14 protein-coding genes are annotated in these 13524 nt (G+C 66.9%); 4 read left to right on the top strand and 10 right to left on the bottom strand.

Annotated elements, in window-relative coordinates; genetic code table 11:
- Nucleotides 1-164 precede the first annotated feature (164 nt).
- Nucleotides 165-725, top strand: a complete 561-nt coding sequence (locus IEY26_RS04090) for a hypothetical protein (protein WP_188976104.1) — start codon at nucleotides 165-167, stop codon at nucleotides 723-725.
- Nucleotides 726-729: 4 nt separating this feature from the next.
- Here IEY26_RS04090 and IEY26_RS04095 read toward each other — a convergent pair whose 3' ends face one another.
- On the bottom strand, nucleotides 730-1212 hold the full coding sequence (locus IEY26_RS04095) for a GNAT family N-acetyltransferase (RefSeq protein ID WP_188976106.1): 483 nt from the start codon (nucleotides 1210-1212) through the stop codon (nucleotides 730-732).
- 99 nt (nucleotides 1213-1311) lie between these two features.
- Here IEY26_RS04095 and IEY26_RS04100 point away from each other — a divergent pair, with 99 nt between their 5' ends.
- Complete coding sequence (locus tag IEY26_RS04100) at nucleotides 1312-2016, top strand: helix-turn-helix domain-containing protein (protein ID WP_188976108.1); 705 nt, start codon at nucleotides 1312-1314, stop codon at nucleotides 2014-2016.
- Between the two features lie 120 nt (nucleotides 2017-2136).
- Here IEY26_RS04100 and IEY26_RS04105 read toward each other — a convergent pair whose 3' ends face one another.
- Nucleotides 2137-2733 (bottom strand): DUF5789 family protein, encoded by a 597-nt coding sequence (locus tag IEY26_RS04105; protein WP_188976110.1) that lies wholly within the window; start codon nucleotides 2731-2733, stop codon nucleotides 2137-2139.
- A 101-nt stretch (nucleotides 2734-2834) separates the two neighbouring features.
- Complete coding sequence (locus IEY26_RS04110; protein ID WP_188976112.1) at nucleotides 2835-3464, bottom strand: histidine phosphatase family protein; 630 nt, start codon at nucleotides 3462-3464, stop codon at nucleotides 2835-2837.
- A 195-nt stretch (nucleotides 3465-3659) separates the two neighbouring features.
- Here IEY26_RS04110 and IEY26_RS04115 point away from each other — a divergent pair, with 195 nt between their 5' ends.
- Nucleotides 3660-4148 carry a hypothetical protein gene (locus IEY26_RS04115; RefSeq protein ID WP_188976114.1) on the top strand — a complete coding sequence of 163 codons (489 nt, stop codon included), beginning with the start codon at nucleotides 3660-3662 and terminating at the stop codon, nucleotides 4146-4148.
- A gap of 358 nt (nucleotides 4149-4506) precedes the next feature.
- On the opposite strand, the gene hmgB is transcribed toward IEY26_RS04115, so the two are convergent.
- The 7 genes from hmgB to IEY26_RS04150 form a co-directional block, all read right to left on the bottom strand.
- On the bottom strand, nucleotides 4507-5841 hold the full coding sequence (gene hmgB / locus IEY26_RS04120) for a hydroxymethylglutaryl-CoA synthase (RefSeq protein WP_188976116.1): 1335 nt from the start codon (nucleotides 5839-5841) through the stop codon (nucleotides 4507-4509).
- A gap of 86 nt (nucleotides 5842-5927) precedes the next feature.
- The gene (locus IEY26_RS04125) at nucleotides 5928-7586 is read right to left on the bottom strand and encodes a hypothetical protein (RefSeq protein WP_188976118.1); all 1659 of its coding nucleotides are present in this window, start codon (nucleotides 7584-7586) and stop codon (nucleotides 5928-5930) included.
- 56 nt (nucleotides 7587-7642) lie between these two features.
- Nucleotides 7643-8221 carry a DUF2150 family protein gene (locus IEY26_RS04130; protein WP_188976120.1) on the bottom strand — a complete coding sequence of 193 codons (579 nt, stop codon included), beginning with the start codon at nucleotides 8219-8221 and terminating at the stop codon, nucleotides 7643-7645.
- Nucleotides 8222-8267: 46 nt separating this feature from the next.
- Nucleotides 8268-9110, bottom strand: a complete 843-nt coding sequence (locus tag IEY26_RS04135) for a TatD family hydrolase (protein WP_188976122.1) — start codon at nucleotides 9108-9110, stop codon at nucleotides 8268-8270.
- Nucleotides 9111-9181: 71 nt separating this feature from the next.
- Nucleotides 9182-9532 carry a cupin domain-containing protein gene (locus tag IEY26_RS04140; RefSeq protein ID WP_188976124.1) on the bottom strand — a complete coding sequence of 117 codons (351 nt, stop codon included), beginning with the start codon at nucleotides 9530-9532 and terminating at the stop codon, nucleotides 9182-9184.
- Nucleotides 9533-9581: 49 nt separating this feature from the next.
- Complete coding sequence (locus IEY26_RS04145) at nucleotides 9582-11123, bottom strand: hypothetical protein (protein WP_188976126.1); 1542 nt, start codon at nucleotides 11121-11123, stop codon at nucleotides 9582-9584.
- A 63-nt stretch (nucleotides 11124-11186) separates the two neighbouring features.
- On the bottom strand, nucleotides 11187-11624 hold the full coding sequence (locus IEY26_RS04150; RefSeq protein WP_188976128.1) for an NYN domain-containing protein: 438 nt from the start codon (nucleotides 11622-11624) through the stop codon (nucleotides 11187-11189).
- Between the two features lie 187 nt (nucleotides 11625-11811).
- Between IEY26_RS04150 and IEY26_RS04155 the strand changes: the two genes are divergently transcribed.
- Nucleotides 11812-13518 carry a cation:proton antiporter gene (locus tag IEY26_RS04155; RefSeq protein ID WP_188976130.1) on the top strand — a complete coding sequence of 569 codons (1707 nt, stop codon included), beginning with the start codon at nucleotides 11812-11814 and terminating at the stop codon, nucleotides 13516-13518.
- The last annotated feature ends 6 nt before the right edge of the window (nucleotides 13519-13524 follow it).

Below are 13524 nucleotides of genomic sequence, written 5' to 3' on the forward strand. Positions count from 1 at the left end.
TTGCGGAGCACCCCCGCCCACCGACGCGCGGTCTCGTACACACCTCCCCGCACGCGACTCACCGGGCGCGAAGCCCTCGACCGCCACTCGCGGTCGTTCTGTTCGATGTCTGCGCGTGATACGGCCCCAACGGCTTTTGCCGACTCCCGCGAACGTACCCACGTATGTCCACCGCACTTGACGAGTACGAGGTCCCGTTCGTCTCGGGCGCGGCCGCCGGCGTTATCGCGTGGCTCGTCGGCTACGTCCTCACGTACGCCGCGACGGCCGGGTCCATCCGGAACTCTCTCATCGGCCAGCTCCTCCAGAACAGCGACGCCGGCGGCGTCTGGCAGGCCGTCGGCCTCGTCTTCTACAACGCGCACTTCGTCGACACCATCGTGAACGCGGGCTTCTTCGGCTCGTCCGCGACGAACTTCATCGGCGGCGACGACGGCTTCACGGTCGCGCTCTACGCGATCCCCGCCCTCGCCCTCCTCCTGGCCGGCCTCCTCGTCGCCTTCCGGTCGAACGCCCGCGACCCCGCCAGCGGCGCGAAATCCGGCGTGACCGTCGCCATCGGCTACGCCGTCCTCGCCGTCGTCGGCGTCTTCGTCATGCAAATCGGCTCCGGAAGCCCCTCCGCCAAACCCGACGTCGTCACCGGCATCGTCCTCGCCGGCGTCATCTACCCCGTCGTCTTCGGCGCAGTCGGCGGCGCAGTCGGCGGCGTCGTCGGCGACTGACGGCTCAGAGGTCGCGCGCGACCATCTCGCCCCAGTGCGAGAAGCCGTAGCGGTCGTAGAAGGCCCGCGCGCGCTCGTTCTCGCCGTCGACGTCGAGCACCATCCGGTCGAGCGGGAGGTCCATGTCCCGCGCGAAGGCGAGCGCGGCGTCCATCAGGTCGTCCGCGACGCCCGTCCCCCGGTGCGCGGGCGCGACGTAGATTTCGTTCAGCACTGCGGCGTCCCAGACGAACTTCGCGGACTCCGGGAGGACGAAGACGTAGCCCGCGAGACCGACGTCGCCTTCCGCGACCTGCACGCAGCGCTCGTCCTCACCGACACAGTCCGCCACCCACGACAGCCACTCCCCGCGGTACGAATCGGTGAGCTTCGCCGCGTACTGCTCGGCTTTCTCCTCCCCGCCCGTCCCCTCGCCGAGCCCCGTCTCGAACCCCTCCTTCAGCGACCACAGCTCCTCGCCGTCCGCGTCGTCGTACGGTCTGACCATACGCCTCCGGCGGCCCGCGCACGGTAAGCCCTTCGCGTTCGGCACGTGTCGAACCCTGGTTTCGATACGCATTAGGGCGAGTAGCCGCACACAGCCTGTATGGACACCGACCCGCGTGACGCGCTCGCCGAACGAATCGCGGGCGACGTGACGCTCTCCGAGGACCCCGGAGCCACCCTCCGCAAGTGGCGCACCGACTTCGACGTCTCACAGACCGACCTCGCCACCCAACTCGACGTCTCCTCGAGCGTTATCTCCGACTACGAGAGCGGCCGTCGCGCGTCGCCAGGCATCGACCTCGTCTCCCGCCTCGTCAACGCCCTCCTCGACATCGACGAACGGCGCGGCGGCGACCGCATCCGCCAGTACGCCCGCGTCGTCTCCGCCGGCTTCGCCAGCGACGTCGTCCACGACCTCCGCGAATACTCGACGAGCGTCCCCCTCCGAGACGTCTACGACGCCATCGACGCCAAAGAGGTCACCGAGGGGAGCCGCGACACCGTCAACGGCCACACCGTCATCAACTCCATCCAGGCCATCACGAAGCTCTCCAGCGACGAATTCTACCGCCTCTACGGCCAGAGCACCAATCGCGTCCTCGCCTTCACGGGCGTCACCCGCGGCGAATCACCCCTCGTCGCCCTCCGCGTCGTCAACCCCACGCCGAACGCCGTCCTCCTCCACGGCCTCGACGAAGACGACCTCTGGGAACACGCCCCCCGACTCGCCCAGCGCGACGACTACTCGCTCGCTATCTGCGACACGCCCGTCGACGACGTGCTCGACGCCCTCCAGCAGTTCTAGCGGAACGCCTTCCGGAAGTCGCCCCTGCGTCTCGTCACCCGGTCCGTCCGACCGATCGACGAGCCGAACGCGCTCCGCGGCGGCGATGCCGGAGCGCTCGCGGGGCGTGTCACCGCCGAGTTAGATGCCGAGCCATTCGTCGGCTCGGACCTCGTACCCGTTCGTCCGGCAGAACTTCGCCGCCTGTCGTCGCACCGCGCGAGACGACGGCAGCGTCTCATCCTCGTGAATCCGGTCGACGACCCAATCACTGACGACTGCGATTCCCTCGTCGTCGTCGGCGTCGATCGCTTCGAGCTCTCGGAACGTCTGCTCGTACGCCCTGCGTTGCGACCAGCTGAACTCCGTGTTCCGAAGCGTCTCGCCGGCCTCCACGACTCGCTTCATCGCTGCCGCGACTGTCGGCCGCCGGATCTGCACTCGCACGGCGGCCGGGGAGTCGAACTCCTCTTTCTCCGTCTCCGGGACGACCTCCCGAATCGCGTAGCTTCCCTCGACTGACTGGACCGCGTAGTCGCCGAGCTGCGCGACGATGTCCGCCCCGGACGCCGGGAACTCGACGGACTCGAGTTCCGCCTCGAAATCGCCGAGCTCCGACGCCTCCACCGGCGGCTCTGGTTCGTCTCCCCGTTCTACCTCTTCGGCGATCTCTCGCTCCTGCTGGCGTCTCTCTGCGTCCTGCGCTTGCTTTCGCCGCCCGCTCTTGTCGTCTGCCATCGTGTACCCTGGGGCCTCCACTCGGATAACCCCGCGGTCGATTACGGGCACGTCGGAAGCGCACTCCCCCGCCATCTGCGACACGCCCGTCGACGACAGTTCTACCGCCCGTCCGTCGGCGGCGCAGTCTCGTTCTCGCATACGATGTGCGTCTCCTCCGTCTCGGCGTCGTAGTCGAACTCGTTGATGGCGCACATCGCTTGCGTCTGCTCCATCGACGCCGCGACGTCGAGGCCCTTCACGTGCCCGAGAACCAGGCGAATCGGGCCGCCGTGCGCGACGACGAGGACCGTCTCGTCCGGGCCGCAGTCGTCGAGGAGCCCCTCCCAGGCCGCGACGATTCGCTCCCGGAGGTCGACGAGACTCTCCCCGCTCTCCGGCGTCTCTCGCGCCGCGTCGATTCCGTTCTCCCAGAGATCGTACGCGGGGAACCGCTCGAACCACGCGCTCGCCAGCAGGCCCTGGAACACCCCGAAATCCCGCTCCCGCCACGCCTCGTCCCACGTCACCGGGGCGTCGACGTCGTCGCGAAGTAGCTCCGTCGTCTCCGCCGTCCGACGGAGGTCCGAGGACAGCACCCGGTCGACGTCGTACCGCCGACCCAACTCCACACCGAGCGCCCGCACCTGCTCGCGGCCCGCCTCCGTCATCGCCACCGGGGCCCAGCCCTGAATGCGCTCCTCCCGCGTCCACGCGGTCTCACCGTGCCGCGTCACGACGACAGTGGTCATTCGCCAACCTTCCGAGCACGGCCACCTATCACTTGTGGACCTTCAGGTTACACGCGCCTACGTGACTCCGGGCCGCTCGCTCACAGGCTGCGCGTTCTACCGGCGACGACCGCCGAAACGATCGCTCGGTACGTTAGCACCACTCCCCCGAGATGCGGGTTAGATACTTGTACAAACCCCGTAAACTACCACACGATGCCCTCCCGCCGGACTGTACTCACTGGAGCGACAACGTCTGCGCTTCTTCTTTCAGGATGCACGAGTATCGTTCGGGTCCAGCCAAAGATTGACAGAGGTATCGAGTTCCGGAGGGGGGCGGTCTTCTACCCCGAGCAACCAGATCTGCAAGCAGAAAAGCCGCTTGCGCGGGCCTATATTTTCGATACCGAAAGCGAAGCATCGGCTCTCAATTGGGGGATGCTATTACATCCGGCAGAGTACCGGCAGACGAACTTCGATACGCACTGTCTCGTGCTGGTTGTGGGTCTATCAGAGAGCGGGACGAAAGTAGTACTTGATGAACAAGAGGTGAACGGACAGTCCCTCTCCTATCAAATGAGCGTCACTGCAGCAGAGCACGAACCGGAACGACCTACATTCTCGTACTACCTTCAGAAGTGGCGTCTCGGAACCGTATCCGATATCGAATCTACCGACGTGAGATTATCGGGGAAAAGCAGCTAACTTGCGAATAATAGCTACAAACACGTCGGCTCTATTCGACCTGTCGAGCGATTCCGCCTCGGCAATCGATACGTAACCCTTCTAACCTCACGCTTGCCCTATCACGCAGAGGCGCGTCTGAGAGTTCTCGATGCCACCCTCACAAACCACGGTGCTGAGCGTCCGCGAGCGAACGGTTCGAAGTCCGCGCGAACGGAGTGAGTGCGGGCAAGCGGGACCGGAGGTCCCGCCAAGAACCTGAGCGAGCGGTTCACTCGCGCGAGCAAAGCGAGCGCGAGGCCGACGACTGAGGGGAGTGCTTTTTCCAAGTTTTTGCCGAATAGGGTCGCGAAGCGACCCCATGCAGCGGAAAAAGTGGCTAGACGAAGGTGTACTTCCGCTCGTTCATGGGGCCCCAGCCGTCGAAGACGAACTCGCCGTCGGGCTGCGTGAACGGTTCGAGTTCGGTGCGTTTGTCGTGGTTGTGGCGGTCGTGGACCTGCTCGTACTCGTCGAAGGAGATGTCGTAGCGTCGCTCGATCTGCTCGTCGATGTTCGTGGCGAGCGCTTCCTCTTCCCAGCCGTCGACGATGGTCTCTTCGTGGATTTCGGCCTGTGCGCCCGAGCCGTAGGAGCCGACGAGGAGCTTGTCACCAGTAAGGTCGTCGCCGGCTTCGGCGGCGGCGCGGAGCGCGCTCATCCGCGCGATGTGGACGCTACCGGTGTACCAGTTCCCGACCTGCGAGCTGATCGAGAGCGTCGGCTCGATGGTCTCGCCGTACCACTCGCGGTACTCCTCGGTCTCTTTGAGGTCGTCCATGTAGTCGCGGATGGCGTCGTCGAACGCCTCGCGGGAGTCGAAGTCGTCGCGGCGCGGCTGCGGGCCGATGCGGTCGGTGAGCGCCTCCTCAGCGTCGGTGCCGCGGATCATGTGGCGGTAGCCGAGTACGGCGGCCTTCCGCACCATCCCCGGGAACGGCGTGTGGAACGGGATGTACTCGTAGTCGTCGGGATGCGTCTCGCCCGCGACGCTCTCGAAGTCCTCCAGCGCCTCGCGCATCCGCGAGAGGTAGACCTGCACCGAGCGCTTCCCGTCGACGGACGGGAACTGCTGGTTCGGCTTGAGGAAGTCCGTCTCGTCCGCGCTCCCGTACCCCTGCTCCGTCGAGAGCTCGACGAGCGAGGGGTTCTCCGTAATCCACATCGCCACCGCGCCCGCGCCCTGCGTCGCCTCGCCGGCGTCGCCGCGCGCGTAGAGCGCGGTGTCGGACGCGACGACGATCGCCCCGCGCCCGCGATTCCGCCCCGCCTTGATCCAGTTGTACGCGTCGTCGATGGACTGCGTCCCCGCGATACACGCGAACTTCCGCTCGCCCTTGTTCGCGTGGTGGAAATCACCCTCGTACACCTGCTCCAGACACCCCGCGATGTACGTCGAGACGGGCTTCGAGTTGTCGAACGCCGACTCCGTCGCCACGTCGATCCGACCCACGTCGTCCGGGTCCAGGTCTTTCCGCTCCATCAGCCGATGCGCGGCGTTCGCGCCCATCGTCACGATGTCCTCGTACGCGTCCGGGAACGACGACCCCTCCAGCCCCAGCCCCTTCGTGTACTTCGCCGGGTCGTCACCCATCTCCGGCGCGAACGTCTCCGCCAGATCGAGTTTCAACTTTCCGGTCCAGATTTCGACGGCGTCGATGCCGACTGCGGTCATACCCGGCACATACACGAAACGCCCATATGGAGCTGTCGATTAGGGGTTTCGACGATTGTTGGGTGCCGGCGCGCCAGAGCTTGGGCTTAGTACCCACCGTTCGTGAATTGGATAGTCTTCTCCGACCCGTCATCGAAGTAGAGGTGAACCGTCACCGACTCGTACTGCATGTTCGTCTCTCGACCCCCGTCGTAGAAGTAGTAGAGTTTCACCGAGGAGTCTGCTCCCGGTGCAACCGTTGCCGGTCGAATGAGCGGTGCTTTCGTCTCAAGCCGGTAGGCGTCTCTCCCTTTCGCTTGGTCGCCAGAGTCGTAGTAGCCGGACCCGACCATGATCTCGTGGTTGTTCCCACCGCTGCTCTCGTATATCGTATCCGCTGCCGAGGAGTTCACCATCACGTCCGTCACTTCCACAGAGTCGTTACCCGTGTTCGTGATACTAAACTGGATTCCGCTCTCCCCGTTGTACGGCGAAGCGTCATAGTTGTAGTCGATCTGTGAGGCCGACGTCGAACCACCGCCGCCACCGTCACCACCACTGGTGCCGCCTTTCCGGACGGTGAGGTCGTAGAAGGCCTTCTGCCGGGGTTCACCGGAGAGGGTGTCGGAGCCGAACCAGACGGAGACGTTCACTTTCTTCTCCTGTCCGGTGATGCTGTCGGGGGCGTTGTAGGTGAAGGAGGCGTCGCCGTCGACGCCGCTTTCGTCTGTCGGAGTGACGCTCTCGCCGCTCCCTTTCGCGGTCACGATTTCCGCGTGGACGGTCTGACCGGAATAGGGGTTATTGTACTTGTCTCTGACTTCGGCGACGAGCGTCTGCGTGCCGTCTTCGGCAACTGTCGAGCCGTTTCCGGACTGCTTCACGACGTACCACGGACGCGGATCGTCCGCGCCGGTTCCGACGCCGACGTTCGCCATCTGGAGCGTGTACGTTCCGGGTTCGAGCGTGAGCGCGATTCGGGAGCCGTCCTCCGTAACGTCGACGACGTGGCCGTCTGCGTCGTCCGTCGCTCCGTCCGCTCCGTCCGGGTCGTAGTCGTCGCCGAGGAGGGACTCCCACCGGTCGGCCGAGAGGCTGCTCGGGAGGCGAATCGTCATCTCGCTATCCGCCGTCACCTGCGTCGACTTCATCGCGGTGCTCTTCGTCTGGAAGTCGAGCGTGCTCGTGCGCACGCCGCTCTGCGAGTAGTTCCCGGTGAGCGTGACGAACGTGAGCCGGTTCCCGTCGACGATGGAGGGGTCGGCGTCGACGATCTGCGCGTTCTGCTGGGTGTAGTTCCGGTAGACGAGTGAGTTCGAGTATCGGACGTCAGGCGAGTCGATGTAGGTGTAGCTCGCCCGGTAGACGAGCGGCTTCGTCGTGAAGTTCCGCTCGTTCCCGTTCCAGTAGTCGGCGGCGTCACTCTCGGTGGCTGTCGCACCGGTTATCGTGACGTTCCCGGCCGCACCAGTTCGGAGCTGTCCCGTCACCGGCGGCGGGTTCACGAAGAAGATCCGTGGTTGATACCGCGCGCCGAGGTCGACTGCTGTCGGATACGAATTACCGGACGCGGCGGTCTTGAGGAGGTTGTTCCGCAGCTCGACCATGTCCGACTGGACGGCCTGCGAGTGTTGGAATTCGGTGCCCTCGTTCTGGGTGGGGACGACTTGTGCTTGGTAGATAGAGAGGAGAACGACGAGGACGGCGAAGAGGAGGATCGCTCCGACTTGCACCGTGACGCCGCGTGTGTCGTCCCGAAGTCTCACGGGTGTAGTTGCGCGCGCTGGCAGTTAAAACCCGTCGGGCGCGGCGCTGGTCAGCGTTACTCGTCGTCTTCGATGACTTCGGGCTGGGCGAGCGCGGACTGGAGGCTGTCGAGGCCGTTCACCCACTCGGTGACGAGGCCGTACTCGAGGTCTTCGGTGACGCTCATGTCGAGGTCGTCGCCGTCGATGATGCGGGTGCCGGCGCAGGCGGCGAGGCCGAGCGCGCGGTCGAAGTCCTCGTCCGCTTCCGCGCCGGCGGCGGCCTGCACGTACTCTTCGACGCTGGCTTCGTCCGCGACGCCGTCGCCGACGTACTGCTCGGCGGAGTAGAAGACGGCGACGAGGCTCGTCTGCACGCCGTCGACGAGCATGAGGGTCTCCTCGTCCTCGATGTCGGGTTCGGCGAGCACGACCTCGCGGATGTCCGCGAGTTCTTCGAGGGCGTCCTCCTGCTCGATCTCGTCGTCGTCGTAGTCGGTGACGATTTTGGCGACGGCGATGGCGACGTCGTCCTGGAGGTTCAGGAGGAGGCGCGCGGAGTCCTCGTCCTCGGGGTCGAGTTCTTCGTCCTCTAGTCGGGAGAGCCAGTTCTGCCAGCGTTCTTCGGAGTAGGCTTCCTCCTCGGCGGAGCTCATACGTATACGCCCGCCCCGCCGCTTCAAAGACCTTTCTTTCCCTCGCCTAGTCGAGCGTGCCCGCGGTGTCGACGCCGTAGACGCGCTCGGGCGTGGTGACGTGCGCGCGCTCGACGGCGTCGTGGAAGCCCTCTTCTCGGAGCCAGGCGACCCGCCGGGGGACGGTTTTCGGGCCGAGCACCATCCCGGGGTTGTCGGGGTCGTCGACGAAGTCCGTCTCCATGAGGAAGGGGTCGCCGGCGTCGATGGCGTCGGTGAGGTACTCCTTCTCGCTCATGACGGAGCCGGTGACGCCGGCGAGCTCGCCGGTGGCGTAATGTTTCACGACGCGCTCGGGCGGCAGGCCGGCGTCTTCGGCCCAGCCGGCGACCTCGGTGAGGTCGTCCGTGTGTTCGGTGTGGAGCTGCACGGCGACGCCGGTCTCCGCGCCGAGTTCGAGCGCGTGCCGGAGGACCTCGTTCGACGCCGCCCAGACGTCGTCGCTCACGTCGTAGTGCGGCCGCCCGGACTTCAGCGCGACCGCCTCGCCGTCCGCCGCGTACGTCGCCGCTTCGTCCAACCCGGCCTTCATCAGTTTTGCTGCCTCGTCCGCGCTGAACCCGCGGTCGTCGACGAGTCGGGAGACGAGGCCCGGATGCACGCCGAGCACCGGCCACGCCCGCCCGCGAAGCTCCGCCGAGGCGTCCGCGGCGAGAGCGAGCGTCGCCGAGAAGACCGCCCGGAAGTCCGCGCCGTCCTCGGCTTCGACGCCGAGATGCCACGACGGCTTGTTCACCACGAGCAGGTGCGTCCCGCCGCTCCGCGCGAACTCCCGCGCCGCCTCGATGCCCTTCCCGTCTCTATCGAGGTGGAGGTGGTCGTCCAACACCGGCGTCCCCAGGTCACGCATACGCCCGCTACTCGCCGAGCGCGAAAAAACCGGTCGGAGTCAGTCGGAACGCCAGCCCCGACCTGCGGCGACTACGCGTCCGCGCTCGTCGGCGCGCCCGCGATGACGAGCCGCAGGCGCTCCTCGCCGCGATTGAACACCTGCCGCGTCGTCTCCGCGTCCACCCGGACCGCCTCGTTCTCCCCGACTGTGACGGTGTCGCCCGCGATCTCGAACGTCGCCTCACCGTCCACGCAGACGTAGACCTCTTCTTGACTCGTCCCGCTCTCGTCGTGCTCCATCCCGCGCGCGCCCGGTTCGAGTTCGAGGACGCTCACGCCGAGTTCGCTCGCCTCCAGCGGCTCCTTCAGGAACCACATCCCGCCGTACTCCTCGTCCACGACCGATTCGACGTCGCTCGCACTCGCCGTCTGATACGCCATAGAAAAACCGACTCCCGCCGGGGACTTCTACGCTTCGCCGCCCGGCGGGCTACTCGTCGCTCCCGCCGGTCGAGAACGCCGCGGAGAGGTTCTCCCGGAAATCCCGCATCTCCGCGAGCTCCGCCTCCAGCTCCTCGACGTCGCCTTCGAGGGATTCGCGCGCCTCCCGGACGTCCGTCGCGAGCATGTCGACGTCGTCTTCGAGCCGTCGGAACCGCGTCTCGTGGCTGCTCCGCACGTCCGCCACCTCGCGCTCCAGCGCGTCCACGGACGACCGGAGAGCCGCGACGTCCTCGGACAGGTCGTCGTGGCGGGACGCGAGGTCGTCGTGAGCGTCCTCTCGCTCAGTGACGCGCGCTTCGACCGACTCCACGGCGTCGTCGAGGTCGTCGAGCCGCGCGGCCGTCTCGTCCATGAACGGCGACGCCGTCCCGTGCGCCTCGATGGTCTCCTCCAGCGCGTCCGCGTACGCCTCGAAGTCGCTCATCCGCGACTGGAGGTGGCGGAGCCGAACGTCCGCCGCGGCATCCTCCGCGCGCACGTACTCGCGGAGCACTTCGAGCGTCTCCTCGCTCACCTCGCCCGACTCGACCTCCGCCGCGAGCCGCTCAGCCACCGACTCGTCGACGACCGACTCGCCGTCCGCGTCCTCGGCGGATTCGACCGCCGCATCACCGGTCTCGTCGACCGTCTCGCGCGCGTCACCGCCCCCTATCGCTCCCTCCGCTGTTGCGCCCTCCGCGTCGCTCGGCTCGCCGTCGGTTCCCGGCTCCGCCTCGGCGTCCGGGTCCGAATCGACCGCTTCGGCCGCTTCGATGACGATGTCCTCGTCGTCCGGGTCGTCAGCCGCGTCCGTTTCGTCTCCGGCCGTCGTCTCGCCGTCGGCCTCCGCCGCCTCGTCGGCCGCGGATTCGGCTTCGGCGTCGACGCGTTCGACGGCGTCGTCGAGGTCCTCCCACGCCACCGCTTCGGATTCGCCTGCGGGCTCCGCCGTCTCGATGGCGATGCCGTCCTCCGTCTCGATAGTCGTCGTGGACTCCTCGCGTCCACCTCGCGGGGCCGACGCGTCCGCCTCGGCGGTGTCCGCGTCCGCCGCGCTCGCCGCGTCTTCCGCGCCGCTGTCGCGTTCGACGATGTCGACGTCCGGCTCCTCGCTACCGCCGCCGAGAAGCGCGCGCACGCCGCCGAGCCACCCCGACGTCTCGAAGGGGTCGCCGAAGAGGAATTCTCCTGCGTTCGCGTCGACGCCGACGTCGAGCGCGGTGACCTTCGGGTCGTCGTCCGCGGGGAGCACGCGGTCGCGGTCCCCCGCGACGCCGAGAATCACGTCCGTCTCGCCGTCCGCCGCGACATCGAAGACGACCGCGTCGTCCGACTGCTCCCACGCCGTCGGCCCGTGCTCCGGGTGGAAGCCGACGTCGCGCACCGCCGCGTCCCCCGCGAGCGGCTGCACGATTCGCAGCCCCGCGACCTCCGTCGCGGCGACCGCGACGTGGTACGTGACCGTGACCCCCTCCTCCTTCCGCTCGACGCTCCGTTCCACCGCGACGGGCGCGCTCCCGCCCGCTGAACGGTCTATCGTCTGAGACATGCGGAGCAAGAGACGACGTATTCCGATAAAGGCTCTCCAGGTTTCGCGGCTCGATACCCGCGCTCAGAGAACGACCGCGTGGTCCGCCGCGTTCACGAGCGCGTCCGACCGCCCGTGCTCCCCCGGTGCGATTGCTACCGTCCGCAGCCCGTGCCGGTTCGCCTTCTCCACCACCGGCTTGAAATCCGTGTCCCGCGACGCCACCGCGAGCACCTCCAGTTGCCCCTCGACGACGAGCTCCGTCGCGTCCACCGCGAGCTTCACGTCGACGTCGCCGCTCGTCACGCGCACGTCGAACCCCCGCGCCTCACCCGCCTGAATCAGCCCGGGCGTCGCGTGCTCGTTCAAGTAGAGCCGGGTCGCCGAGAGGTTCCCGTGCTCTCGCGCGACCTCCCGAACGTCGTCTAAATCCGTATCGAACTCGTCGCGGAGAACGTTCGGCCCGTCGACGAACAGGCCGACACGCGCGTTCGTGTCGACGAACCGCCGGAGTATCTCCATGGACGCCTTCAGGTACACGCGGGCAAAACCGTACCGTTCCACTCCCGTACAATTCGACCGAAGCCCACGCGCGCTTACACCGCTCCCGCCGCCGGAACCGCGTCTCCCTCCGAGCGATTGCGTCGACCGCTCGCGTTCGCCGAGGCACCAACGTCTTTGTGTCACCCGCCGCTTCTCTCGACCACCCATGGCTGCAACCGGCGTCGAACAGGAACTCATCGACCTCATCGCGATCTTCATCATCGCCGCCGGCGTCGGCGTCTTCGTCGCGAAGGTCGGCCGGTTCCCCTACACCATCGCCCTCCTCATCGCCGGCTTCGGCGCGTCCGCGCTCGGCGTCGGCACCGAACTCTCCATCCCGATCAGCCACGACATCATCCTCTTCGTCCTCCTCCCGCCCCTCCTCTTCGAGGGCGCGGCGAACACGGAGCTCGAGCAGTTCCGCCGGAACTTCCCGCCCATCATCGCGCTCGCCGTCCTCGGTCTCCTCGTCTCCGTCGCGGTTCTCGGCGTCGTCAGCGCGTCCGCCCTCGGACTCCCCGCCCTCGTCGCCCTCCTCTTCGCCGCGATGATCCTCCCCACTGACCCCGTCAGCGTCCTCGCGCTCTTCAAGGAGCTCGGCGCGCCGGACAGACTGAGCGTCCTCGTCGAGGGCGAGAGCCTCATCAACGACGGCACCGGCGTCGTCCTCTACACCGTCGTCCTCGGCCTCATCGCCGAATACGACGTCGCCACTACCGCGCTCTCTGACCTCCTCAACCCCGGCGTCCTCGGGCACGTCGCCGTCGAAATCCTCTACGTCTCCATCGGGGGCGCGCTCGTCGGCTTAGCCGGCGGATACGTCGTCTACCGCGTCATGTACAACCTCGACGAACACATGACCGAGACCGTCCTCGCACTCATCCTCGCCTACGGGAGCTTCCTCCTCGCCGAACACTATTTTCATGTTTCCGGCGTCATCGCCTGCGTCGTCGCCGGCCTCTTCATCGGGAACCGCGCCGTCGAATACGCGATGAGCCCGCAGACGAAGATTACGGTGTTCAACACCTTCGAGACCGGCGGCTTCCTCGCGAACACCTTCATCTTCATCATGATCGGCGTGAAGACGCCGCTCTCCCAGCTCGTCGACCACGCCGGCATCATCGCCGTCGCCATCCCGCTCGTCCTCGTCGCGCGCGCCGCCGGCCTCTACCCCACGCTCGCCGTCGTCAACCGCGTCACCGACACGACGGTCGAATGGGACTACCAGCACGTCCTCTGGTGGGCCGGCCTCCACGCCTCCATCCCCATCGCGCTCGTCCTCGGCCTCCCGCCGGAGACGCCCTACCGGACGGAGCTCCGCGCGCTCGTCTTCGGCGTCGCCGCCTTCAGCCTCGTCGTTCAGGGCCTCACGATGTCGCGCTACCTCGACTTCCTCGGCGTCGTCACGCGCAGCGAATCCCAACAGCTCTACGAGCTCCTCTCCGGGCGCGCCCGCGCCGTCGACGAAGCCCTCGACGCCGCGGACCGACTGAAACGCCGCGGCGACCTCCCCGGCGACGTCTACGACGAGTTCACGAGCGAATACCGCGAGGAACGCGAGGCGCTCGCCACCGCCATCACCCAGCTCCTCCGCGAACACCCGGAACTCCGCCACGAACAACAGCTCGCCGGCGAACGCCGCGTCCTCAAACAGGAGAAATCCGCGGTGATGGACGCGATGCGTCGCGGCATCATCTCCGACGACGTCGGCGACGAACTCCTCCGCGAAGTCAACCTCAAACTCGACCAGGTTCAAAGCGGCGAGACGACCGTCTCCGGCGAAGGCGAGGGGTTCGAGGAGTTCTGGCGCGAACGCGCCCGCGAGTACGGCCTCGACGTCGACGACCCCGAGACCGCGGCCGAGGATTCATAACCGAGA

The sequence above is a fragment of the Halocalculus aciditolerans genome (assembly GCF_014647475.1).
GTDB classification, from domain to species: Archaea; Halobacteriota; Halobacteria; order Halobacteriales; family Halobacteriaceae; genus Halocalculus; species Halocalculus aciditolerans.